The 24,966-nt window shown below is 44.2% G+C and carries 25 protein-coding genes and 1 pseudogene; 12 read left to right on the forward strand and 14 right to left on the reverse strand.

What is annotated here, in order from left to right:
• Positions 1-126: 126 nt before the first annotated feature.
• Positions 127-867, reverse strand: a complete 741-nt coding sequence (locus CDZ87_RS01990) for a VP0952 family biofilm-associated protein (protein WP_100751943.1) — start codon at positions 865-867, stop codon at positions 127-129.
• A 49-nt stretch (positions 868-916) separates the two neighbouring features.
• Here CDZ87_RS01990 and CDZ87_RS01995 point away from each other — a divergent pair, with 49 nt between their 5' ends.
• Positions 917-1,219 (forward strand): DNA base-flipping protein, encoded by a 303-nt coding sequence (locus tag CDZ87_RS01995; protein WP_100751944.1) that lies wholly within the window; start codon positions 917-919, stop codon positions 1,217-1,219.
• A 21-nt stretch (positions 1,220-1,240) separates the two neighbouring features.
• Here the strand turns inward: CDZ87_RS01995 and CDZ87_RS02000 are convergent, their stop codons facing one another.
• Positions 1,241-1,669 carry a YbaY family lipoprotein gene (locus tag CDZ87_RS02000; protein ID WP_100751945.1) on the reverse strand — a complete coding sequence of 143 codons (429 nt, stop codon included), beginning with the start codon at positions 1,667-1,669 and terminating at the stop codon, positions 1,241-1,243.
• Positions 1,670-1,859: 190 nt separating this feature from the next.
• Between CDZ87_RS02000 and tesB the strand changes: the two genes are divergently transcribed.
• On the forward strand, positions 1,860-2,720 hold the full coding sequence (gene tesB / locus CDZ87_RS02005) for an acyl-CoA thioesterase II (protein WP_100751946.1): 861 nt from the start codon (positions 1,860-1,862) through the stop codon (positions 2,718-2,720).
• A 58-nt stretch (positions 2,721-2,778) separates the two neighbouring features.
• On the opposite strand, the gene CDZ87_RS02010 is transcribed toward tesB, so the two are convergent.
• Entirely contained in the window at positions 2,779-3,261 is a 483-nt protein-coding gene (locus tag CDZ87_RS02010; RefSeq protein ID WP_172953544.1) for an Lrp/AsnC family transcriptional regulator, read from the reverse strand.
• A gap of 116 nt (positions 3,262-3,377) precedes the next feature.
• Here CDZ87_RS02010 and CDZ87_RS02015 point away from each other — a divergent pair, with 116 nt between their 5' ends.
• Positions 3,378-4,448 (forward strand): PLP-dependent cysteine synthase family protein, encoded by a 1,071-nt coding sequence (locus tag CDZ87_RS02015; protein ID WP_100751947.1) that lies wholly within the window; start codon positions 3,378-3,380, stop codon positions 4,446-4,448.
• Between the two features lie 57 nt (positions 4,449-4,505).
• Here the strand turns inward: CDZ87_RS02015 and CDZ87_RS02020 are convergent, their stop codons facing one another.
• On the reverse strand, positions 4,506-4,826 hold the full coding sequence (locus CDZ87_RS02020) for a DUF1244 domain-containing protein (protein ID WP_100751948.1): 321 nt from the start codon (positions 4,824-4,826) through the stop codon (positions 4,506-4,508).
• 116 nt (positions 4,827-4,942) lie between these two features.
• The gene (locus CDZ87_RS02025; protein WP_100751949.1) at positions 4,943-5,818 is read right to left on the reverse strand and encodes a Tim44 domain-containing protein; all 876 of its coding nucleotides are present in this window, start codon (positions 5,816-5,818) and stop codon (positions 4,943-4,945) included.
• Positions 5,819-6,007: 189 nt separating this feature from the next.
• On the opposite strand from CDZ87_RS02025, the gene CDZ87_RS02030 reads away from it, so the two are divergent.
• From CDZ87_RS02030 to CDZ87_RS02040, 3 genes are all read left to right on the forward strand, one after another.
• Positions 6,008-6,598 (forward strand): TetR/AcrR family transcriptional regulator, encoded by a 591-nt coding sequence (locus CDZ87_RS02030; RefSeq protein WP_100751950.1) that lies wholly within the window; start codon positions 6,008-6,010, stop codon positions 6,596-6,598.
• A gap of 22 nt (positions 6,599-6,620) precedes the next feature.
• A complete protein-coding gene (locus CDZ87_RS02035) occupies positions 6,621-8,492 on the forward strand; it encodes an MFS transporter (RefSeq protein ID WP_100751951.1) in 1,872 nt (623 codons plus the stop codon).
• Positions 8,493-8,613: 121 nt separating this feature from the next.
• Positions 8,614-9,537 carry a YeiH family protein gene (locus tag CDZ87_RS02040; RefSeq protein WP_100751952.1) on the forward strand — a complete coding sequence of 308 codons (924 nt, stop codon included), beginning with the start codon at positions 8,614-8,616 and terminating at the stop codon, positions 9,535-9,537.
• Between the two features lie 478 nt (positions 9,538-10,015).
• On the opposite strand, the gene menE is transcribed toward CDZ87_RS02040, so the two are convergent.
• From menE to CDZ87_RS02070, 6 genes are all read right to left on the reverse strand, one after another.
• Positions 10,016-11,416, reverse strand: a complete 1,401-nt coding sequence (menE, locus tag CDZ87_RS02045) for an o-succinylbenzoate--CoA ligase (RefSeq protein ID WP_100751953.1) — start codon at positions 11,414-11,416, stop codon at positions 10,016-10,018.
• Entirely contained in the window at positions 11,413-12,399 is a 987-nt protein-coding gene (gene menC / locus CDZ87_RS02050) for an o-succinylbenzoate synthase (RefSeq protein ID WP_100751954.1), read from the reverse strand. Before menC ends, menE begins: the two co-directional genes overlap by 4 nt.
• Before the next feature lie 173 nt (positions 12,400-12,572).
• Positions 12,573-13,439, reverse strand: a complete 867-nt coding sequence (gene menB, locus CDZ87_RS02055) for a 1,4-dihydroxy-2-naphthoyl-CoA synthase (RefSeq protein ID WP_100751955.1) — start codon at positions 13,437-13,439, stop codon at positions 12,573-12,575.
• Positions 13,440-13,467: 28 nt separating this feature from the next.
• A complete protein-coding gene (gene menH, locus CDZ87_RS02060) occupies positions 13,468-14,256 on the reverse strand; it encodes a 2-succinyl-6-hydroxy-2,4-cyclohexadiene-1-carboxylate synthase (protein ID WP_100751956.1) in 789 nt (262 codons plus the stop codon).
• Positions 14,246-15,970, reverse strand: coding sequence for a 2-succinyl-5-enolpyruvyl-6-hydroxy-3-cyclohexene-1-carboxylic-acid synthase (gene menD / locus CDZ87_RS02065; protein WP_422641432.1), 1,725 nt, complete (start codon positions 15,968-15,970; stop codon positions 14,246-14,248). The genes menH and menD overlap by 11 nt, the downstream gene beginning before the upstream one ends.
• Entirely contained in the window at positions 15,971-17,278 is a 1,308-nt protein-coding gene (locus CDZ87_RS02070; protein WP_100751957.1) for an isochorismate synthase, read from the reverse strand.
• Positions 17,279-17,497: 219 nt separating this feature from the next.
• Between CDZ87_RS02070 and CDZ87_RS02075 the strand changes: the two genes are divergently transcribed.
• Both CDZ87_RS02075 and yfbR read left to right on the forward strand, forming a co-directional pair.
• Positions 17,498-18,712 (forward strand): pyridoxal phosphate-dependent aminotransferase, encoded by a 1,215-nt coding sequence (locus CDZ87_RS02075; RefSeq protein ID WP_100751958.1) that lies wholly within the window; start codon positions 17,498-17,500, stop codon positions 18,710-18,712.
• Between the two features lie 77 nt (positions 18,713-18,789).
• Complete coding sequence (gene yfbR / locus CDZ87_RS02080) at positions 18,790-19,389, forward strand: 5'-deoxynucleotidase (protein WP_100751959.1); 600 nt, start codon at positions 18,790-18,792, stop codon at positions 19,387-19,389.
• A gap of 84 nt (positions 19,390-19,473) precedes the next feature.
• On the opposite strand, the gene CDZ87_RS17535 is transcribed toward yfbR, so the two are convergent.
• From CDZ87_RS17535 to CDZ87_RS02100, 3 genes are all read right to left on the reverse strand, one after another.
• Positions 19,474-19,722: a DUF481 domain-containing protein gene (locus tag CDZ87_RS17535; protein ID WP_245834630.1), complete on the reverse strand. Its 249-nt coding sequence runs from the start codon at positions 19,720-19,722 to the stop codon at positions 19,474-19,476.
• 97 nt (positions 19,723-19,819) lie between these two features.
• Complete coding sequence (locus CDZ87_RS02095; protein WP_100751960.1) at positions 19,820-20,284, reverse strand: hypothetical protein; 465 nt, start codon at positions 20,282-20,284, stop codon at positions 19,820-19,822.
• Entirely contained in the window at positions 20,281-20,943 is a 663-nt protein-coding gene (locus CDZ87_RS02100; RefSeq protein ID WP_157806445.1) for a winged helix-turn-helix domain-containing protein, read from the reverse strand. Before CDZ87_RS02100 ends, CDZ87_RS02095 begins: the two co-directional genes overlap by 4 nt.
• A 332-nt stretch (positions 20,944-21,275) precedes the next feature.
• On the opposite strand from CDZ87_RS02100, the gene CDZ87_RS02105 reads away from it, so the two are divergent.
• The 4 genes and pseudogenes from CDZ87_RS02105 (at position 21,276) to CDZ87_RS02120 (ending at position 24,957) form a co-directional block, all read left to right on the forward strand.
• Complete coding sequence (locus tag CDZ87_RS02105; RefSeq protein WP_100751962.1) at positions 21,276-21,878, forward strand: transcriptional regulator; 603 nt, start codon at positions 21,276-21,278, stop codon at positions 21,876-21,878.
• Positions 21,879-22,030: 152 nt separating this feature from the next.
• Positions 22,031-22,524: pseudogene (locus tag CDZ87_RS02110) on the forward strand (ISAs1 family transposase); the annotation flags it as partial.
• A 200-nt stretch (positions 22,525-22,724) separates the two neighbouring features.
• Positions 22,725-23,330 carry an outer membrane beta-barrel protein gene (locus CDZ87_RS02115; RefSeq protein WP_100751963.1) on the forward strand — a complete coding sequence of 202 codons (606 nt, stop codon included), beginning with the start codon at positions 22,725-22,727 and terminating at the stop codon, positions 23,328-23,330.
• 310 nt (positions 23,331-23,640) lie between these two features.
• Entirely contained in the window at positions 23,641-24,957 is a 1,317-nt protein-coding gene (locus CDZ87_RS02120) for an anti-phage deoxyguanosine triphosphatase (protein ID WP_100751964.1), read from the forward strand.
• The last annotated feature ends 9 nt before the right edge of the window (positions 24,958-24,966 follow it).

A 24,966-nucleotide genomic window follows, 5' to 3' on the forward strand; every position in this document is an offset into this window, starting at 1 on the left:
TTTAGCCCTGTTTCTGCGAATTATTACTACCAGTGTTCTTTTACTAATAACGCGCAAAATTTGGCCGATATTGACACAAAAGTACTCATATTCCAAGCCAATCAAATCAGTATTGTTATCGGTAAGTTAAATTTCTTGCTGCCCTTCAATGCTGCGTAAAATGTAATCGGTCATCCACGCGGTAGCAAGCAAACATAACCAGACCACCAATACCGGATTAGGCACTTCAATACCCGGCGTCACAACCAAGGCTGCAAATCCGACCGTAGGCAAAGTCCAACACAATAACTTGCTCCAGCGGAAGGTTTTCAAGCGTAATAGGCTTTCCATTGAGGCAATCATACCCGTTACACATAACGCAATTAATGCCGCATAGGGTAAATCAGCCATCCAAAGTGGCAGTACTAAACCTAACGCCCACCAGCTGTGTTTGCGTGAAGGTTGCCAGCGAAAGGCAGACCACCATATAACGGCAATGGCTAAGGTTTGAATAATAGTGACGATCGGCTCACCACTTAACTTTCCCGCTGACTGTGTCACCATGATCCCGACCAAGAGCGTGCTAACAATCAGCAGGCTGGTGAAAATTACGGTGAGACTACTACGCTTTGAGAATGCCACCATCAGTAAAGGAAATAGAATCCATAAGCTAACCGATAACGTAAAAGGTTGATGAGGTAAAGTTAAACCATAGCTAGTCATGGCGGCGAGAAGCGTCAGGCCGATAACACCGCCTTGTGGTAAAATCCATAACGCAGGGATAATCAGAGCCAAGACAGGAATATCACCCGCACTTATACTCATAGCGCGTGCACATACGATGGCAAGCAGTGTAGTAATAACGAACTGAAATGTTGAAAATATCATGCCCTCTCCTTATCCATTCCTTGGAAACTTGAACTAGGACCCTTTCATTATGGATCAGTTTTTAATCCAAATCTTTGCTGTAATTCACCAAATTCCGTTTGGTAAAGTCACCACGTATGGTGAAATCGCAAAAATGGCGGGTTACCCTGGTTACGCCCGTCATGTTGGTAAAGCATTAAGTCACTTGCCCAATGGCAGCAAACTGCCTTGGTTTCGGGTCATTAACAGCCAAGGGCGTATTTCTTTGCAAGGACAAGATCTTAATCGGCAACGGCAAGCCTTGATAGCAGAAGGAGTGGCCGTATCACCAGATGGAAAAATCGCGCTGCGGCAATATCAATGGCAACCTTAATAGCTGCCACCTGCGTTATGACTAGTTACCTACACTAATCAAGCGCAAATTAACGCTTTCGGTATGGTTATCGTCAGTAATAACGGGGTATGACGTGTCAGTAATGAACTGCAGTTGACCATCAACTTCAATTCGCGCACTCACACTATAGCGATGGCGTGCTTCAATTTTACTGGTGTCGTAAGCAAGGTAAAATTCGAATGGAACTTGAGCGCCGTTACTTTCAAACCGGTGCTTAGCAATCACTTTAGACGGAGCGTCGGCAAGTGAGACATCTTCTAGTTTGATGGTAATGACGGCGTCATCAGGTAATGCAATACGCTCACGATAAGCAACAATACCAGTAACATGATCGATCTTCGCTTGCGGCACTTTCTGCTCTAAATTTTGGCAGCCAACCAGTACGCCCCCGAACACAACGGCTAGAATCAAACCTAATGCCTTTTTCATAAAAACTCACTTAACTTATTAAATTATAATTAATTATAGATGGCCGCTATACTAATGTCATGCTAGTGATGTTGAATTAACAAGGCTCTGACCCATATTACGCTACGCTAGCAATCTTATCTCACCTGCTGTTTTAATTGTCATTAATAGGCGTAGAATATCCGCATAATATCAAATCAAGGGTTCAATAATGAGTAAACCTCTCAATGAGTTATTAGACTTACTGCAATTAGAAAAGCTCGAGGAGGGCCTCTTCAGAGGTCAAAGTGAAAACTTGGGACTGCCTCAAGTTTATGGTGGGCAAGTCATTGGCCAAGCGCTTTCGGCTGCTCGTTATAGCGTTGATGCCGACCGCACAGTACATTCGTTTCACAGCTACTTCCTCTACCCTGGCGATCCAGAAAAGCCCATTATTTATGATGTTGAAAACCTGCGTGACGGACGCAGTTTTAGTACCAGACGTGTCAAAGCGATTCAAAATGGTCGGCCAATTTTCTATCTCACCGCCTCGTACCATGGTGAAGCCCCGGGCTTTGAACATCAAAACACCATGCCAGATATTCCCGGGCCAGAGAATTTTGCGTCAGAATCACAGTTAGCCGCTCAAATCGAGGCGTTCTTACCAGAAAAGTTGAAGAAGACGTTCTGCGGTGAGAAGCCGATTGAAATGCGCCCGGTGACCGTGGTTAACCCACTTAAACCAGAAAAAGTAGCGCCAAAACAATATCTGTGGATCAAGGCGAATGGTGAAGTCCCTGATGATCAGTTAATTCACCAGTATTTGCTCGGTTATGCCTCTGACTGGGGCTTTTTAGTCACGGCGCTGCTTCCGCATGGTGTTTCGCTAATGACGCCTAAATTCCAGGTTGCCACTATTGACCACTCGATTTGGTTCCATCGCCCATTCAAGATGGATGAATGGCTACTGTATGTGATTGAGAGCCCGACCGCATCGAACACGCGTGGTTTAGTACGAGGAGAGATCTATAATCGTGCTGGTGCTTTAGTCGCCTCAGCAGTGCAAGAAGGCGTTATGCGTTTTAACCAATAGCATCAATACTGCTGCGCTCATTCTCGTGGGCGCAGTGTTGATAGGCTATTCGATGTGGTTACTGTGAGCCTTCACTATTAATCGGTAGCGCCGTCGTATACTTCAGCGGCTCCATAGCGAAAGTAGACGTCACATTCGACAGACCAGCGACAGAATTAACCAATTTTTTGTAGAAACGATCGAAACAGTGCATATCTTTCACTAACACCTTCAACATGTAGTCATATTCACCGGCCATACGGTAAAATTCCATCACTTCAGGAAACTCGCTCGCGGTAGAAACAAATTGACGATACCACTCGTGGGAGTGGTCGCTGGTTTTGACCAGTACAAAAGCGGTGAAAGACAGACCCAATTTCTCTGGATTAAGCAAAGCGACACGCTTTTGAATCACTCCCGCCTCTTCAAGCTTTTTAAGCCGCTTCCAACACGGTGTCGTGGTTAGATTGACCGCCTCCGCGAGATCATTTAATGACAAGGTGGCATCGTTTTGTAATAGATCGAGTATTTTTCGATCAATCTTATCTAATTCAATTTTCATACAGACATAAAAGAGAAAAATATTCTCCAAATAAAGCAAATAGAAGTAAAAAAAGCAAAGTTTTTCTCTGAAAAAATCGATAAATTAGTTCTATAACGATTCTAAGGAGAAAACCTATGTGTACTGATCATGACTGGATTAACAACGCGGTACGTAAAATTGAAGCCGATTACCAGCGTAGCGCTGATACTCACTTAATTAAGCTTGATTTACCCAGTGTTGCCGGCATTGATATCTATCTTAAAGATGAAAGTACCCATCCAACCGGTTCGCTCAAACATCGTCTGGCACGCTCGCTGTTTCTCTATGCCATCTGTAATGGTTGGGTCGGGCCAGAAACCACGATTATTGAATCATCATCTGGCAGTACTGCCGTCTCTGAAGCCTACTTCGCACGACTTCTCGGGCTGCCGTTTATTGCAGTGATGCCCAAATGCACCGCACGTAAAAAAATCGAACAAATTGAATTTTATGGTGGTCAGGCACATTTAGTTGACCGCTCGGATCAAATCTACGCTGAGTCACGTCGCCTTGCGAAAGAACTCGACGGCCACTATATGGATCAGTTCACTTACGCTGAACGTGCCACCGACTGGCGCGGTAATAACAATATTGCTAACTCTATTTTTAGCCAAATGGAATTAGAAGATCATCCTATTCCAGCGTGGGTAGTCATGAGCCCAGGAACTGGCGGTACATCAGCAACCATTGGCCGCTTTATTCGTTATCAAAAGCACGATACGAAACTGTGCGTCGTTGACCCTGAAAATTCAGTGTTTCATGACTACTTTCGCACTGGCAACAAAAATCTTATCGGCGAATGTGGCAGCAAAATTGAAGGGATTGGCCGCCCTCGTGTCGAGCCAAGTTTTATTCCTGGTGTGGTCGATGAAATGCGTACTATCGCAGATGCGGCCTCGGTAGCCACAGCGCACTGGCTAGAGAAAATATTAGGACGTAAAGTGGGGGCCTCCACGGGCACCAATTTATATGGCGTTTTACAACTCGCCAGTGAAATGAAATTACGTGGTGAAACAGGCTCTATTGTGACACTGCTGTGTGACAGCGGTGAGCGTTATTTGGATACTTATTACAACCAACAGTGGATCAAAGACAATATTGGCGATCTGCAACCTTATCTCGCAAAACTTGAAACCTTTGAAGCCACAGGTGAGCTGAGCGCATAAGCATTTGAAGACTCGATAGAAAAAACGCCACTGAGTTATCATCAATGGCGTTTTTATTTATTGTTTATTTTGACGTGCCTCAAAAGCCGCCAATTGCTCTGGTGTTGCTTTCGTTTGGTGATTGTGTTTCCACTCGTCGTAAGTCATGCCATAAACACGCTCACGTGCATCGTCAATCTCGATCGCTACGCCTTGGCTGTCAGCCTCTGCTTTATACCATTGACTAAAACAGTTACGACAGAAACCGGCCAAGATCATCAAGTCGATATTTTGCACGTTTTTGTTGTCATCTAGGTGAGCCAGCAAACGGCGAAATACCGCTGCATCGAGTTTGTCTTGTTCTTGTTGAGATAAATTTTTATATTTAAATTCAGCCACTTTAATTACCTTTCAATTATTGTTTTAGTGGGTAAAGTGTAACAGCCTCACTATTATCTACTCAAATACAAAAACGCCCAAGCTATGAGCTCAGGCGTTGTTTAAATCGATGGTGATTAACCTTGAATGCCAACAATCAGCCACGGTGCATTCGGTACCGTTAAGTCGCGCTCTAAGTGCCAAATATCTTCGATGTTCTCTTCGATACCTTCCACTGAGTCGCGGTAACGACCACTGAACTGCAGGCTCAACTGTGCTTTGTTTGCATCGCAATCAGCACGAACAATTTCTGCGTCGACATACATGACGTCAGTATGCTGCTCACCTTCAAGCTTAGCTCGCTCCGCTTGTAGGTCGGCAAACAAGCTTGGTGACACGTACTCTTCAATCGTCTCAAGCTGGTTGTGATTCCACGCACCTTGCAAAATTCGGTAGTGTTCACGTGAACCGTTGATAAAGGCAGTTTGATCAAATCCTTCAGGGTAACGGTGCGGAACGTCCGTTTGAGCACCAAAACCAAAGCCACCTTGGTTAGCGCCTACTTGCGGTTGCTCAAAGTTATGAATGTTCGGTTGCTCAAATTTAGACGCAGAACCGCCAAACGCAGGTTGCTGACGATGTTGGTTCATACTACCTTGCTTAGCACCAAGCATGCTGCGCATCAACTTGAAGATAACAAAAGCAATCAAGCCCATGATCAAGATATCCATAAATTGGATACCCTCAAACGCGCCACCAAAAAAGGCCGCAAGTAGACCGCCTGCAAGTAGGCCGCCCATTAACCCGCCCATTAACCCCTTCTTGCTTGATTGAGTTTTTGTGGTTTGGTCTTTGCCTAGCGTATTGGTGTTCTGTTGTTGCTGTTTTGGCGCAGGCGCTGTTTTAAAGCTTTTGCCAAAAGATTTGCCGCCTCCGAACTTTTTAGCCTCAGCGATCGGGGTGATCGCGACTGAGACCATAAGTAGTGCAACAAGGGAAAAGAGTCGTTTCATATTCTTCCTTAAGGTTCTTAATCGGATTAAGTCTTTTATTTATCACACCATAGTAACGCCCAGCTCACCAGTTTCAACTAAAACATTGCAGTTTGATGTATCAGAATATTGCAAATAATGATCGACAACATTGACGCTCTCTCACTTCGCTCATAAAATATTGAACGTTGTTCATTACAGATTTTTATCATGGCTAGAAGAAACGATCATACTCGAGAAGAACTGGTGGCGCTCACGCTTAATACCGTCAAAAAGTTTTTGACAACCCACTCTTATCATGAGTTAAGCTTGAGAAAAATTGCGAATATGATTGGTTATGTACCAAGTACTCTAGTCAATATTTTCGGCAGCTATAACCTACTCTTATTGCACACCGTTGCCCAAACTTTGGATGAGCTTTCAGCCGACGCAAGCGCCGTAGTAAAGCGCAGCCAAGATGCTGAGACTGCACTGTATGATTTAGCTTACTGCTATCACGATTTTGCGCTGCGTCATCCTCATCGCTGGCAATTAATTTTCGAGCACAACATGAATGGCGACCCACTGCCAGAGTGGCAGGCGCAAAGAATTAACGCCATGACCAATATGTTAGAGGACTTACTTCAAACACTCGCGCCACAACGCAGCGCTTCTGATGTGCTTAGAGCGAGCCGTGTTCTGTGGTCTGGCGTACATGGTATTACGCTCTTAAGCGTCGACGATAAATTTTTTTCCGCTGAGCCTATCGACGGTAAAGAATTGATTAGTAATCTTTTGTCTCATTACTTAAGCAACTGGTAAATTAAACGACTAAGGCTAAACAATGCCACAAAATCAAGCTTCTTTGATGAAGCAAAAGCGCTTTCTTCCATACTTCATCACCCAGTTTTTTGGCGCATTTAATGACAACATCTTTAAAAATGTGTTGTTGTTGTTTGTGGCTTTCGCAGGTGTTGGGGCTTTACCCGTATCAAGCAATTTATTTATTAACCTCGCCGCCGGACTGTTCATTTTACCTTTTTTCCTTTTTTCTGCGTCGGCTGGGGTATTAGCGGATAAATACGAAAAATCCTGGTTTATCCGTAAAGTTAAATTGGCTGAAATTGGCATCATGTGCCTGGGCGCTATCGGCTTTATCACCGAGAGCTACGTTATTCTGCTGATATTACTGTTCTTGATGGGCACACAATCCGCCTTCTTTGGTCCGGTCAAATATGCCCTGTTACCCCAACAATTAAAAGCCAATGAATTAGTACCTGGTAATGCATTAGTCGAGACAGGTACCTTCTTAGCGATTCTTCTTGGCACACTGGGCGCTGGAGTGATTGCTTCAGCCGATGATGCTAAATATGTTGCCGCCGCGTGCGTCATTGTATTTGCTCTTCTGGGCTATATTTCAAGCTGTTCGATCCCTTGTGCGCCAGCAAGCAACCCTAACCTCAAGTTTCGCTGGCAGCCAATTAAACAGACCAAACAAACCATCGCCATTGCCAAGGCTGACCCTACTATATTTAAAGCACTGATGGCGATTAGCTGGTTTTGGTTTCTAGGCGCGGCGTACTTAACTCAATTCCCAAACTTTACCAAGCTACACCTCAACGGCAGTGAAAGTGCAGTCTCCTTCCTGCTGGCCCTGTTTTCTATCGGAATTGCGATAGGGTCGCTTGCTTGCGACAAATTATCCAATCATCGTATCGAAGTGGGCATCGTCCCCTTGGGTAGCTTAGGCATTACCGTCTTTGGCGCTTTAATGGCCACCTCTACACCTGAGACTATGCCGAACATAACGAGCTTTCGTGAATTGATTCACTACTCACCACTTTGGCCACTGTTTGCTTACCTATTACTACTTGGAGTGTCAGGTGGCGTGTTCATTGTGCCTCTTTACGCCCTCATGCAACAACGCGCTCAAGTAAAACAACGCGCTCAAGTGATTGCCGCACTCAATATTTTCAATTCACTGTTTATGGTCGGCAGTGCGGTTCTGGGTATCGTCTGTTTGTCACTTTTAGAACTGACGATTCCTCAACTCTTCCTATTACTGGCAATATTGAACTTCCTTGTTGCGAGTTATTTGTTTATTCAAGTGCCGATCTTTGTCGTACGCTTTCTGCTGTGGGTGCTGACCCATACTATGTACCGTGTATCGCATAAGAACTTGCACTACTTACCAGAAAAACAAGGCGCATTACTGATTTGTAACCACGTCAGTTATATGGATGCCCTGTTGCTTAGTGCCGTCTGTCCACGCTTGATTCGTTTTGTCATGGAAGAAGAGTACGCCAATACGCCAGCGCTGAAAAATTTTCTTAGCCGCGCAGGAGTCATTCCTATTTCGGCCACCAACCGCCGCTCGATCATTCGCGCTTTCAATCAAGTTGAACATGCCCTTAAGCAAGGGCACATCGTGTGTATTTTCCCAGAAGGTCGCCTAACCCCTGACGGCGAAATCCACCCTTTTCTGCGCGGTATGGACATCATTTTGAAACGCAGCCCAGTACCTGTTATTCCTATTGCGTTAAAAGGCATGTGGGGAAGCTATTTCAGTCGACACAAAGGCAAGGCGTGTCAGGGGCTGCCAAGACGTTACTGGTCTCGTATTGAAATAGAAGTGGGCGAACCTGTCCCTCCCGAATTAGCGTCTACTACAATGATGCAACAAAAAGTTGCACAACTGCGCGGCGATTGGCGTTAACCACCGACCATTTGCTAACCACAAGCGTTAAGTTTTTCTTAACGCTTGTTCAATACAATCGGCTCTCTTTAGCGCGCTGTTTTAGATACACTGCGTCCTCACATAAAATATCTTACTGATTATGAACTCACTTTCTAAGTCATCACCCTTTTGGATTGCCGCGACGATCTGTTTAACGCCACTTATTTCATCACCAACGGCGCTAGTGATCGGTTTCTTGTTAGCCTCATTAGGTCTAGTCCCCACCACCGTTAACCTTGCCAAGATCACCAAAAAGCTACTTGCGTATTCGATTGTAGGTTTAGGGTTTGGTATCCAGTTTCAACAAGCCCTTGCCGTGACTTCAGACGGCATAGGTCTGATTGTTGCAACGATCATGGGCACGTTATTGATGGGGTGGTGGTTAGCAAAGTTACTCGGATTGAACCGGGAAACGGGCTATTTAATCTCGTCAGGAACAGCGATTTGTGGCGGCAGTGCAATTGCCGCCGTTGCTCCCGCGATTCAAGCCAAAGATGACCAAGTAGGATTAGCACTAGCAACGGTGTTTATTCTTAACTCCATTGCCTTGTTTGTGTTTCCGGTCATCGGCCATGCACTCAATCTAGACCAAACCACCTTTGGCACTTGGGCGGCGATTGCAATTCACGATACGTCTTCGGTTGTTGGTGCTGCGTCTTCCTACGGTGAGCAAGCGCTGACTACCGCAACCACGTTAAAATTAGCTCGTGCATTGTGGATCATTCCAGTGGCCCTGTTCAGCGCTTTTTTGTTTCGCAATGATTCGAAGAAAATAACCATACCTTACTTTATTTTCTTTTATTGCGCGGCTATTGCGGTGAGTGATTTTCTACCACAGTTTGAGTTGGTGTACCAAGCGATCTTCGACATCGCAAAACGTGCATTGGTGGTATGTCTGTTTTTGATTGGCTGTGGTATTTCTTTCGGGAAGCTAAAAAGCGCCGGGCCAAAGCCCTTGCTATTTGGCGTGATCTTGTGGGGATTGATTTCGGCCAGTTCGCTGGCGTGGTTAACACTGCATTAATGCTCTCTGGCTTGGTGGACACTTTTGCTTCGGCTCGCAAGCTTGATATTTCGCACTAGCACTAGGGTTGAGACAAACGCTGATAACTCCATTAATGAACGAAGCAAACCGTCACTATTAATCGCGATTATAATTTGCACTATAATCGCTACGATCAAGCCGACTCTTAACATCGTTATACCCTAATCCCCTTTATATTGGCTTTATTATGAATCAGGGTTATATGATTACTAAATTCGTATTGGCACTATGAAATTACCAAATTAACTAAGTGAGTGTTGCCAGTTCTCCTAGATAGAAACCTTGCAAGTCATCAACAATAATCGTCACCTCCATCCTTCTAAAATGATTACAGACTTCGCTCATCCGCTCAAAGTCATGAATTTATTCAGATTCAACAATTTCTATACCGACACGAGTCGGGTCTTGCAAGGACAGTGTATGGCAGCAATAACACATTTTTGATCACACCGTATTATCACTGAGTTGGATAATTCAATGTCAACCACTGCTTTACGGCATAGCGTGAGATTTTAATGCCATTCTCGTTTAAACCCGCTGGCATCGTATAGTAGGCGATGGGCCACTTGAATCGGCTTAGATGACTATCAAGATACTCAGGCATGATGCCACTATCAAAACCATCGGCCGTTATTATGACCGCCACCGGGCGATGACCAAACTCGAGATCTTCAACTGGCACAACGATGGCGAAATCAATCATAGGATGCCGATTTAATACTTGCTCAATCTCTTCACAATGAATGTTTTCACCGCCAGAAATAAACTGATTATCAGCTCGACCAATAATGCTTAATTCGTCTCCTAACCACTCACCCAAATCCTTAGTATCAAACCAACCATTGGCGGTTAGGGGTGTTAACTGTCCACATTGATAGTAACCCGCCGCTAAGGTTTCACCTCCAATGTAGATTCGTTGTCCCTCTAGCTTTAAACGCCGTTTTGCTAGCAGACGACCTGCACTATACGTGCTATCAACTCGCTTAGCCGTTACCGTAGAGGCGACTTCGGTTAAGCCATAACCCAGCCAGGTCTCAATCCCTCGCTGCGCCGCTTGCTGACTTAACCTATGATCAACATGGCCACCACCAAGCAACACTTGCTGTAATTGTAACGGCTGCGCACTGTCGAGCAGTCTTCGCAATTGAGTCACCACTAACGAGGCGTGTGTGACACCTTGAATATCTTGACTTAACTCGCCACTACCAACTTTAAGACCTGCACCACTCAATAACCAACGATAGACAATCGCCAATCCCGACACATGATAAAGTGGTAAACTGAGCAACCAACAATCACCTTGCTTGAACGGGAAAACGGCCAATAACCCTTGCGCAGAAGCAAAGTGCTGACGAGAAGTGTGCGCCACCGCTTTCGGCGTTCCTGTTGAGCCAGAGGTAAAGACAATCGAGGCTAATGCATCTTGATCATAGCGGCTTTGCACATCAGGGTGTAACGACATCGGCGCATGATCGGTTTGAAAAATATGCTCGGCTTCAAGAGTAATAGTGGCCGTACAAGACGCGGATGATAATGGCTGAGTAAACCAAACATGGGACTCGCGCGGATCTTGATAGAGGGTCGCTAATTTAACGTCAAGTTCGCTTTTTGTCTGCGGCATGGTCAACGCATTAATCGCGCCTAATTCAAGACACGCTAAGTAAACCATCAACTGCTCAACGCTATTCTTGCCAACACTGGTGACCACATGGCCAGCTTCGATTCCCTGCTGTGTTAACCCTGCGGCCACTTGATCAACCTTATCGGCTAACTCACGCCAAGTGTATTGATGTGTCGGTGTGATCAAAGCAGGCAATAAAGGGCTCTGATGAGCCCAGTGTTTAAGCAAGGAGCTCATGACTGCCAGATAAGCGCTTGTTGGTTAAGTGGTACGACAGGAAGCTCACAGCCTGGCCACGCGACTTCCAACTGCTGAGCAAACAACCCTATCGTGTCTAATCCTGGGGTCTCTTGCGGTAATTGCCATGCAGCAAGCCGTGCAAGCTGAGTTAAGCCTAGACTCGACTCAATACTCGAACTAATGATGGCTTTAATGCCTAGCGATTTGGCAGTGGCGATTAACTCGGCGCAACGCTCAATTGAGCCAATCAAAGTAGGTTTAATAATGATCGCTTTAGCACCATTGTAATCTTGCAGTTTAAAGTCATCTTTGCGCACAGAATGTTGCAACGTTTCATCCCAAGCGATGGCAATACCGGTAGCGATGGCAAACGAAAAGCTGTCGCCCGGCGACTGACAAGGCTCTTCAATAAACGCAATACGTTGACGCAGTGATGGGGCGATTTTCTTAGCGAACTGCAGTGCTTTTTCTGACGTCCACGCGCGATTGGCATCTAAACGCAATGTTAAATCGGGAATCGACTCCAAAAATAGACTAACAAGCATACCATCACGAATCGGCTCATAAAGGCCAACTTTAATCTTGGCGACTTTCTCTCCGGTCATCGCATTGAGTTTTGGCAACAGTTCATCAGGATCACCTGAGCATAACGGCGCGGCTTGATAACAGCCTTGCTCAGGCAAAATACCATCAAGCTCAAGTTGCGCCATCGACAAACCAAATGCAACGGAAGGAAACAGTGGCTCTAAATCAAGTTCAACACCTTGTGACCACAGAGCAAGTTGCTCAACCACTTGAGCGTAAGTTTCCTCGAGGCTCTCGAGACTAAAACCTGGCAACGGCGCAATTTCACCACGACCTATTTTGTCATCCAGTGCCAGTTCAACAATAAACCCTTCTCGCACCGTTAATCGTTGCTCTCGCAAAATCACCCCACTGTCCATCGGCAATTCATAGCGATAGAGTTTGGCTGATCTCATAGCTTAGTCCTTTTCTTTTATCATTATTATCACCCTCTAACCTTAGCAGTTAGATTGATGATGATTGATTTTGTTTCCACCCAATGCCAATCCGTGATGCTCGGAAGTATCACTATTGCATTACGCGCCCGTCTAGTTGGCGCGTAACGCGAAATTAGCCAAATCGACAAGCATTAAGGATTACGTGGGAACTTATTAAAGTCAGGGCGACGTTTTTCATTAAACGCATTACGGCCTTCTTGCCCCTCTTCCGTCATGTAGAACATCATCGTCGCATTGCCCGCTAGCTCTTGCAGACCGGCTTGACCATCACAGTCAGCATTCAGCGCTGCTTTAAGACAACGCAGCGCCATTGGGCTATGTTGCAAGGTCTCTCGGCACCAGCGTACGGTCTCTTTCTCTAACAATTCAATGGGCACAACCGTGTTAACCAACCCCATATCTAACGCCTCCTGGGCGTCATAAAAGCGGCATAGGAACCAAATTTCGCGCGCTTTTTTCTGGCCAACAATACGCGCCATGTACGACGCTCCCCAACCGCCGTCAAATGAGCCTACTTTAGGCCCAGTTTGACCAAACTGAGCGTTCTCAGCGGCTATAGTAAGATCACACATCATGTGTAATACATGACCGCCACCCACAGCCCAACCTGCTACTGAAGCAATCACAGGTTTAGGACAGGTACGAATTTGACGTTGAAAATCGAGCACGTTGAGGTGGTGAGTGCCTGAATCGTCTTGGTAACCGCCGTAATCACCACGGATTTTCTGATCGCCACCAGAGCAAAATGCGTTCTCTCCAAGCCCCGTCAGGATAATAACGCCCACCCCTTCGTCATAACGAGCATCCGCTAACGCATTAATCATCTCTTTGACAGTTTGTGGCCGAAATGCATTGTGAACTTGCGGACGGGCGATGGTGATCTTGGCAATACCATCTGCCGATTTGTGGTACTGAATATCTTCATATTCACCGCTGCAGTCATTCCAGTTTACGGGTGCATAAAGTTCTTCTTCTGAGATACCGACTGTTTTTGCCATGGTGATTCCTATTCTGTTACTTAGTGACTCAGCTCAAACCATTAAGCTTCAACTGAGCATTGATTATGTCTGCAAATGCTTGTGGCTGATCTAAATGAACATTGTGCCCAGCATTGACTACCTGGCTAAAAGACAAACCGCTTAGCTTAGCCAACTGACTAAACTTATGATCTTTTTCGCCACAAATATAATGTGCTTTTACTCGTGTACGTTTTAGTCCATCAAGTAAGTCATCTTGTTTAGCGAGCGAGGTCACCTCGAGCATATTCGCCACCGACGGGCCAAGATTAGCACTGCGTTTCGTTACCAGTTGTTGTCTTTGCTCATGGTTTAGCGAACTAAATACCGGCTGTTGATACCAATCGGTTAACACCTGTTCAATCGGTTCATTCCGCAACCGCGCCGCCCATTGACAGTCGCTTAACCATCGCGCTTGCTTTCCATCACGATGCGAAAGGCCAAAATTTCCCCCTTCGACGATCAACATTTGCACATTGAGTTGGGAAAAGTCGCCATTTACAACCCCAGACATCGCAATCCGACCGCCCAGTGAATAGCCCACCAGCACTATAGGCCGGTGCGGCATAATATGAGTAAGGAGTGTGTCAGAAATTTGCTTGCAACAATCACCAAAATGACAACAAGCGTCAAGAGCGCTCATGCCATGACCCGGTAGGTCAAGACAAATATATGGCCGTGGGCTTAGGTGCTCGGTCACTGAGTACCAATCTTGTCCTGAACCCAATAAACCGTGCAAAAACACCAGCACAGCTTGGTGAGTGGTATGAATGTTGGCACTGGCGCGACTATAAAGCATGAACTTGACGCACAAACTCTTTAAGTTGGCTTGATGCTTGATTGGCCGGCGTTTGGATCTCGACTAATAACGCCCCTTTACCGCTACTCAAATGCACCTCAACGGCGTGTTGATACTCTGCCAAGGTTTGTGGCCGCGTATAACCTAATTTGAATTGCTTCGCCGCAAATTCAAAGCCATAACCATGTGGCATCTGATACAAAGTTTGCTTCTGCTGCTCTGGAACTGGCAACAAGTCAAATATCGCGCCACCGTCGTTATTGGTGACCACGATAACCATAGGGGTAGTTTGTTTGGTGAGCAGGGCGAGCGAATTAATATCGTACAGCGCTGAAGTATCACCAATGAATAGCGTTGTCGGGCGATTTGTCACCCGCATTACACCCACTGCAGTGGCAATGATGCCATCAATTCCTGACGCCCCTCGATTTGAGTAAACCTCATAACCATCAAGGCGACCAAACATATCAACCAGACGAACAAATAAACTGTTACCGAAAAAGATCTGGCTTGATTTTGGAAGTTTGTCGACCGTCAATGCCAATGCAATTTCATCGACATTAGCGTTACGATTTAAATGGGTAAGAGCCAGCAACGCAATCTGTTCCGCAACTTCAGTCAAGCTATCAGCCCACCCGGTTGTGGTGTGGCCTATAGTTGGCCATGTCGCCACTAATGAGTCAAAAAAACAGCCAATCTCACACTGATGATGAACCTGCATTAAATGCGCTTGATTGTTTCTCGCGCCATTAGGCGAAAGGTAATGATAATCAGCATCGCGCCATTCAACTTGTTCGGTTAACCATTGATTTAGCCGCTTAGAGATAATTCGCGCGCCCACTTGCAGCACCAGTTGACATTGATTAATGATCTCGGCTCGTTGGTGATTTTGCAGCCACAAGTCATAGTGCGCCCAATCAGAACAAACACCAGATTGGGGATCGCACAATAGTGGCCAACCCAGTTTGTGTGCCAATTGCTGCGCTTTTTTAGCTTCACTAACGGTCACACTACCCAGCACGATGACGCCTTTCTTATCGACAAAGCTTGCAGTCGGTACAGCCGCTTGCCGCTCGGCATACCACTGCTGACAGTAAGGGCGCTTACTTTGCTGCCATCGAGCCACTTCATCAAGGTAGTCTTGATAAAGCGCTTTTGGCTGTTCACTATAAAGCGGTTCTGGGAAGGGGCAATTAATGTGTACCGCACTGCCCTGCTTGTTCTGTTGAATCAGCAACTGATCAATCGAAGTCAGTAACCATTTAAGCGGCGTGAGTAAATTTGGACTCGGCAGATCCAGCGCTGCGGTGACATGGTGAGAAAATATCCCCGACTGAACAATGGCCTGATTAACACCGCAACCGACCAATTGAAGTGGTCTATCTGCGGTTAATACCACGAGTTTCTCACCGGTAAGTTTAGCTTCTGCGATCGCCGGAAGCAAATTGGCTACGGCGGTACCTGAAGTCACAACAATAGCGACCGGTTTGTTGCTGGCTTTGGCCAACCCTAACGCAAGAAAGCCTAAACCTCTCTCATCAAAATGAGTGTGCAGGGTGAGCTTTTGATTCTCGTCTGCTTCCAAAGTTAAAGGTGTCGAACGTGAACCAGGAGCGATACAAATATCGCTAACACCGAAACGGGTTAGCTCTTCAAGCAAGGTTTGACACCAAATACGATTGATCACCGCCTGTTCTATTGCCTTGGTCATCATCTATGAAGCCACTCCCAAAGAAGGATGGTCTGAAATCAGTGACAGCAGCGTCGACATCTTTTTATCCAGCTCTTGCCACTCGTGTTCGGCTATCGACCCCGGCACTATGCCCGCACCAGCGAACAGCTGAACTTGATCATCCACTACCAAGGCACTGCGAATCGCGACACAGAACTCTGCGCGTTGATGGCTAATGAACCCCATTGAACCTGCATACCAGCCGCGTGCAAACGGTTCATGCTGCTGAATAAACGCCATCGACGCTTTACGTGGCAAACCCGCCAAAGCCGCCGTCGGCTGTAACGCCTCAAGCAATTGAACACCGTTAGTGCCTTTATGTAGATGAGCACGAATGTTGCGTTTGAGATGTTGGACTTTACGCAATCGAACTAATCTTGTGTCTTGTTCTACTGACACCTGATCTGAATGTGGTGACAGTCTGTCAATAATATCATCGACAACATACTGGTTTTCGTTGAGATTTTTGCTATCACTCGTAAGCCAATTGGCCAGCGCCATATCCTGAGCGGCATTTTGGCCACGCCCAATGGTGCCAGCCAGCGCCTCCGTATTGAGCTCTTGCCCTTGACGGGCATAAAGTCGCTCAGGTGTGGAACCGATAAAACAGTGTTTTCTATCAAGGGCGAGCAAAAAATGAAAGCTGTGATGATTTTGTAGATAGCTCGACTTTAGCAGTTGTGCCGCACATAGGGGCTTATCCAAAGTTAAGGTCGTTTTACGTGCTAATACCACTTTCTTAAACTGTTCATTTTCGATACCTTGCAACACTTTGTTGACCAAATCAGACCATTGGTGTTGCTCAGGAATATGTTGAATTGATTCAATATGCGATGAAATGGCTCGCAGTGGTGCAACATCAAACTCAAGTTTAGACAAGCTCGCTAGAGTACGCTGCTTCTCGCTATTCAAGTTGATCGCAAGTGACCATTGGTCATCAAAGCGAATCAGCTCAATTTGCGGGAGGAAAAAAAATGACGACATGCAGCGGCGGTTTTTATCCGTTTGTCCGTCAAACGAACGCCCACCCCAAACGCGTTGATCATCAGCCAAAATAGTATACGCAGGAGCGGGATCGACAAAGGTGTGCAATTGGCCTAAGGCGACCACTTCTTCACGAGTATCACGAGACTGCCAATAAAACTTTGGGAACACTGGTTGAGCGTCCAACCAGTCGATAAATGCAAAGTCCGGTTTTTTTTCAAGAACTTGAACCAGACGGTTTACACCCTGTTGCGCTTCCTTAGCGCGTTCAATCAGTTCAGAAACGGCTTGATGAAAGTCAGACAAATCAGCCTCGTATGCATAGGAGTTATTAATTATTTTACCTCGCTACTCTATTTATAGACCTTACTCAAATCAAGGGTGTCAGTCATGTTTTGTATATTCCTGTGATAACGGGCGTGCTACAAAGCAGGAATTATCGCCATTGGCTCAGATTTTTATTCTAAGCAACCTCATTTTAAGTTACTTTAATAAAGGAATGTCAATAAATTCAGGTTTTATTCAATGCAAAATATCGGGATGTCGTCAAAACTCGACAATGTATGCTATGACATTAGGGGTCCAGTACTTAAACATGCTAAGCGCATGGAGGAAGAGGGGCATAAAATACTAAAGCTAAACATTGGTAACCCCGCACCATTTGGCTTTGACGCCCCTGACGAAATTCTGGTCGACGTGATTCGTAACCTACCAACTTCACAAGGGTATTGTGACTCGAAAGGTATCTACTCAGCACGTAAAGCCGTAGTGCAACATTACCAACGTAAAGGAATACGCTCCCTTGATGTTGAAGATGTCTACATCGGTAACGGCGCTTCTGAATTGATTGTCATGGCAATGCAAGCTTTACTCAATAACGGCGACGAAATGTTGGTCCCAGCACCCGACTACCCGTTGTGGACGGCTTCGGTCGCACTCTCTGGTGGCAAAGCCGTGCATTACTTGTGTGATGAACAGGCCGACTGGTATCCAGATCTCGACGATATCAAGAAAAAAATCACGCCCAAGACACGTGGTATTGTGTTGATCAACCCAAACAACCCAACGGGCGCGGTTTACAGTCGTGATTTTTTACTCGAAGTGATCGAAATCGCTCGTCAGCACAAACTGATTATTTTTGCTGATGAGATCTACGACAAAGTGCTCTACGACGGCGCCACTCATACGTCCGTTGCCACACTGACTGAAGATGTCTTAGTCGTGACCTTTAACGGCCTGTCAAAAGCATACCGTGTTTGTGGTTTTCGTGGCGGGTGGATGTTCTTAACTGGACCAAAACACCAAGCACAAGGCTACATCAACGGACTCGACATGCTGTCGTCAATGCGCTTGTGTGCCAATGTACCGATGCAACACGCCATTCAAACCGCTCTGGGCGGTTACCAGAGTATTAACGAGCTGCTATTACCTGGCGGGCGTCTGCTTGAACAGCGTGACCGCGCCTTTGAGCTTATCAATCAGATCCCCGGGGTCTCTTGTGTTAAGCCGAAAGGGGCGATGTACTTGTTCCCGAAAATCGACACAAAACGGTATAACATCAAAGACGATCAGAAAATGGTGCTCGACTTCTTGATTCAAGAGAAAGTATTGTTGGTTCAAGGCTCTGGCTTCAACTGGCCGAAACCAGATCACTTCCGCATTGTTACGCTGCCACATGTTGAAGATTTAGAAATGGCGATTGGTCGTTTTGAACGTTTCTTATCAACATACAGTCAGTAGTAATTAGACGCTATTTTTCATATGCTTAAAGGGTGCTCATCGAGCACCCTTTTATTTTTAACGCTTAGGAGTCATCCATGCCCAATACCAACCCAAAGGAAAGCCATTTTTTTGCCCACCTTGCTCGCATGAAACTCATCCAGCGTTGGCCTTTGATGCGCTCAGTGTCGACTGAAAATATCTCTGAGCATAGTCTACAGGTGGCGTTTGTAGCCCATGCTTTGGCCGTGATCAAAAACAAAAAGTTTGGTGGCGATCTCAATCCAGAACGCATTGCTATTTTAGGCATGTATCACGATACCAGCGAAGTGCTCACTGGTGATTTGCCGACTCCGGTAAAATACTACAATCCTGACATTGCCAAAGAGTACAAAAAGATTGAAGCGGCAGCAGAACAAAAGTTGCTTTCTATGTTGCCTGAAGAATTTCGCGAAGACTTTGCTCCTTACTTGGTCTCTCAGTCAGCGCATCCTCAAGATGCAGCCATTGTTAAGCAAGCGGATACCATCTGCGCCTATTTAAAATGTCTTGAAGAACTCAGCGCGGGCAACCATGAATATGCATTGGCTAAAAAGCGCTTGGACGTGACGCTGAAAGAACGTTACACCGAAGAGATGGACTATTTCCTTAATACCTTCGCGCCAAGTTTTGAGCTTTCTCTTGATGAGATCAGCTAACCGATAAGGCTTAGTTAGCCAACTAGCAACTGCGTCACTCATTAAATGGCTGTTTCAGAGAGCGAACGTTTGTGATAAGCGTATCTACTGCGCTAGGAAACTTACGCCAAACTCGACACTGCCCGTCAGAACTATGCTTCTTAACCTCCTATTCACCTTCAACGGAAACCTTAAAACCAGTAGCATCGATGGCTTTGATTCGAGCTGAAATGCACTACTGTTTGCTTTTGATGAATTACCTTCTTCAACCGTAACGAACTTGGTATAGGTATAAGCAGGACCTATGGTTACATCCCATTCTGTACTATCATTTACGATAAAAAAGTAACCCACACCGATGCTTGGACAGTATATGAGGCGGTTTATTCCTAACTTGGCTGCGAAATGTCGGGGGAACGCTTACGATAATATTTTAGGAAAATAAACGTTTTTATCTAGAATTACGAACAAAGAGTAGATACTCACGGCTAGATTCACTTTGTTGAATAAGAACAATATTATCATTGATATATAAAAACTTTATCCAACTACTATCTGCTAACTTTGAATTAAGGTGAAGTTCTCTGTAACGTTCTAGCATCGCTTGATTCGTGATACTAACACGTTGCAACTCTTCTGATTGAGCAGAAATGTTATAGTCAAAACCACTCTTTTTTTCTACGATGCCATAATTAGAAAATATCGCTACGCCATCAATACCTTTCCCACTCACCGATAAAATTGACTCAAACTTTTTTCGGTCAAGCGTGATATCTATATCCTCTTCTGCCACTAAATCTTCATTAAGGTATACTAATGTTTTACTTTTATATCGACCATCAACATTAACATTCCCTTTCATCCACAAAGAAACCAAAAAAAGAGTCAATGATAAAATCAGTGTTATAAATTTCATTTTCCCTCACCTTCCATAAAAACAAAGTTAACCACATCGTTATTCTTAGGATCATATACTGACAATTGATCATATTTTTTTCCAACTGTGGTAATGTAGAGGAAAGTACAATCACATTTATTTTCTTCAATTTTAGACAATATATAGGGAGGAAGAGATTGATCATTTGGTAAGATTACGCGTTTATTATAATCAGATTCATTAAATTCTATATAATGGTAATCATCACTCATATAATAATCATTACTAGGGATAGTTAAATAAATGTATAAAGCGCTTGCCACCAGCAAAAACGATATAGCATAAATAACAATAGAAAAATTTTTATTATAAATAAAGTCTAACGCGCGGTTTTCAACGATTCTTAACACGTAACCTTTACCAGTAATTGTTTCTATTTTTACTGATTTTTTACTTTCAAAGATGGATCTAATCCTATTAATAGATTTATTCAATGATGACTCTGTCACTACATTTTCTGGCCATCCTATCTTGATTAACGTCCTTTTATCTAAAATAGTATTTTCATTCTTTAACATGTAATCAAGTAATAAGACTTCGTTATAGTTTAAATCGTTCGTCTCGTCATCAATAACAACTTTATGACCGTTAAAGTCAAAGTAGACATTGCGACATATTTTCTTAACGTTCTTTCTCAATTGACACTCTACACTGCGTAAATATTGGTCATTATTCAATTGTAGCAATAAGAATATTTTTATCAACTACTAATCACTTGTTACTAAGATATTTATAAATCAATATAAAAAACCTCTTGTTATGAGAAGGCCAACACTTAAAGTTAAAAGATGGCGCATCAAAAAACTTATACATAAACACTTAAAATACAGAAACTTAAAGATAAAAAAACACAAACCAACAAATCTTCCTCTCATTTCCTCGTAATTCGCTATCATCAAAAAAAGAAATGCTAGATTATAAAGATTGCAAGCACATGCAACACATACATTAAATATTATAGGTTCTATTTATGACACAATTATCTTCAAAACTGTTCGCTTTAGGATTAATCGCAGCTTCTTTTTCTTCATTTAGTGCCAACGCAGAAAATACTAATGACTACTTCCTTGGTTTGGATTTAGGCGCGGTCATTGGCCAACAAATGGAAACTTATGACTCGGAGTTTGGTTCAAATAAGCAAGACCTAGCTCCATCCTTAGCGTTTGGTGTCCGAGGGGGAACCATTGTCAATAATACACACAAGTTCAGTATTGGATACGATTATCGAGGTATTAGTTACGATAACAACCCTTATGAGGCGGATATTAATACCGTATTCGGCAAGTATGACTATATTGTGCCTATTTCTAAAAATTTAGGCTGGACTATCGGTGGTAAATTAGGCTACGAAATGCTTAGCGACAATGATGGTGATTACATCAAAGAGCTAAACGGTATTGTAGTTGGTGCTCAAACAGGACTGAATTATAGATTTCATGATTGGAGCGTAGGAACTGAATTAAGTTACTTACATCACACTGGCGAATTCGAAGTAAACAATGAGTATGGTTCAGCATCAACGAAACTCGATGATGAAACATTAATCATGGCTAATGTGGAATATCATTTCTAGTTATCATTAAAGCATTAGCTAAAAACTTAGCTAATGCTTTATTTTTCCTGACAACATCTACCTACCTCCAGAGCGAGATCGCGAACGTTTTTTAATCAAGTTCATGATCAATTTGACGCTCACATTTAGCTGTGATCATACACTCCCTTTTTCGGGAGAACACCATCCATATGATCAGTGCTTATGCATCATCAAACAAACTTGTGTTGGGACAGTTAAAAACTGAGCAAAAGAGTAATGAAATAATGGCCATTCCTGAGCTGATAAAGATGCTTGATATCAAGGGAGTCCTAGTCACCATTGATGCAATGGCTTGTCAGACTAATATAGCCAAAGCCATTGTAGAGCAAGGTGGTGATTACTTGCTTGCAGTAAAGAGCAATCAAGAAAAACTCCGACAAGCGATGGAAAAAGCATTCTCATCTCAGCGAGCAAATGTGGCAGATACTACTGTCAGCCTTGAACAGGGTATGGACGTATAGAGTCTCGCCAATGCTATGTTTTTGCAAGTACCAACCTTGATGGTGACTTCTCTTGCTGGAAAGGGTTGAAGAGCATTGTCGGTAAACAAAAGCGATGCATGATGAGCACAACCATGCTAAAGGCCGTATTAAGCGCTAGTTTTAGTCATGTGGTGAAAATGTAGACATTCATGCGGTCGCCCTGACAAGATAGCACATCAAAAAACTTTATAAATAAATACTTAAAATACAGATGCTTAAAGATAAAAAAACACAAACCAACAAATCTTCCTTTCATTTCCTCGCAATTCACTACCATCAAAAAAAGAAATGCTAGATCATAAAGATTGCAACCACATGCATTAAATATTTTAGGTTCTATATTATGACACAATTATCTTCAAAACTGTTCGCTTTAGGATTAATCGCAGCTTCTTTTTCTTCATTTAGTGCCAACGCAGGAAATACTAATGACTACTTCCTTGGTTTTGATTTAGGGGCGAGAATCAGTGGCCAAATGGACACTTATGACTCGGAGTTTGGTTCAAATAAGCAAGACCTACGTGCATCCTTAGTGTATGGAGTCCGAGGGGGGGCCATTGTCAATAATACACACAAGTTCAGCATTGGATACGACCACGGCCGTCTTATTTACGAGCATAATAACCCTGATGATGCGGATATTAATACCGTATTCGGCAAATATGACTATATTGTGCCTATTTCTAAGAACTTAGGCTGGACTATTGGTGGTAAATTAGGCTACGAAATGTTTAGCGACAATGATGGTAATTACAAAGAGCTAAACGGTATTGTAGTTGGTGCTCAAACAGGATTGACTTATAGACTTGCTGATGATTTGAGCGTAGGAACTGAATTCAGTTACTTACATCACACTCGCGAATTCGAAGTAAACAATGAGTATGGTTCAGCATCAATGAAACTCGATGATGAAACATTAATCATGACTAATGTGGAATATCATTTCTAGTTATCATTAAGGCATTAGCCAAGTTTTTAGCTAATGCCTTATTTTTCTGACAACGTCTACCTCCAATGTGGGAATAGTTTTTAGATCAATAAAAAGCGAACAATGTGGTTAACCACGCCTTCTTCTTTAATATTGATATTCATTTCCCTACTCGTTCGCTTGGGGCAATTGAATATTAATGCTTTGTACAGATTATTCGTTCACCTAATAATCCCTGTGACACCAACGATCCTTTCAATCCTTTGCTATTCAGTATAGAGTTATTTCAACCTCTACTTTTCATTTAGCATCCAAGGAAAAGAGATTAACCATGGTTATATCAACCAGCGATTTATGGCACGACCGTCACGATGATGAACATAAAATTCGTCGTGATGATCATCGAAGCCCATACCAACGAGACCGTGCACGCATTCTCCATTCGGCGGCCTTTCGCCGTCTGCAAGCTAAAACCCAAGTTCACGGTAACAGTTTTGATGACTTTCACCGCACCCGTCTCACCCACTCATTGGAAGCGGCTCAATTGGGTACTGGCATTGTCGCGCAACTTAAAAAGAAACAACCAAAATTTCGTGACTTGCTGCCGAGTGACAGCTTAATCGACTCAATCTGCCTCGCCCACGATATTGGCCATCCACCTTATGGCCACGGTGGAGAAGTCGCTCTTAATTACATGATGCGTGAACACGGCGGCTTCGAGGGTAATGCACAAACTTTTCGTATTGTGACCAAATTAGAGCCCTATACAGAACTGTTCGGTATGAACCTTGCGCGCCGTACCTTGTTAGGTTTGATCAAATACCCTGCGTTAATTAGCCATACTCGTGCTGCTATCATTCCTGCAAGTGTCTCGCATCAACGTCAACTGCGTGCTCGCGATTGGGCGCCAGCGAAAGGTTTATATGATTGTGATAAAGCGTTGTTCGATTGGGTATTAGCGCCATTGAGCAAGCAAGACAAAATCCTGTTTAGTCAGATGCGTGATGAACCGCTATCTGAATACCAGCATAAAAAAACTCGCTTTAAGTCCATTGATTGTTCGATTATGGAACTTGCTGATGACATTGCCTACGGCGTTCACGATCTTGAAGATGCCCTCGTACTCGGCATGATTAATCGTCACCAATGGACAGAGGGGGCCGCAGGTCAACTTGCCGAATGTGGCGATGTCTGGTTTGAAAAACATATTGATTCGATTACAGACATGCTTTTTTCTGGTACACACTATCAACGTAAGGATGCCATCGGAGGTATGGTTAATGCGCTACTGACCAGTATATCGATAAAACCCGTTGAGGCCCCATTTGATTGTGAACTGCTCGCATTCAGCGCCGTACTCGAACCGACCATGGATAAAGCGCTCAACATCTTGAAACGCTTCGTTAGTGACTATGTCATTCAAGTCCCGCACGTTCAAGTCGTCGAATACAAAGGCCAACAAATCATTATGGATATTTTTGAAGCCCTGAGCGCCGATCCTGAACGCTTGCTGCCAGTCAACGTACGGCAGAAATGGTCAGTGTGCGAGAATAATAGCGCAGGTTTCCGCGTGATAGCCGATTACATTTCATCCATGACTGATGGGCACGCTCAAAGATTGCACCAACAACTGTTCTCTTCTCACTAATTTTGTAGT

The sequence above is a fragment of the Vibrio salilacus genome (genome assembly GCF_002811245.1).
Lineage (GTDB): Bacteria > Pseudomonadota > Gammaproteobacteria > Enterobacterales > Vibrionaceae > Vibrio > Vibrio salilacus.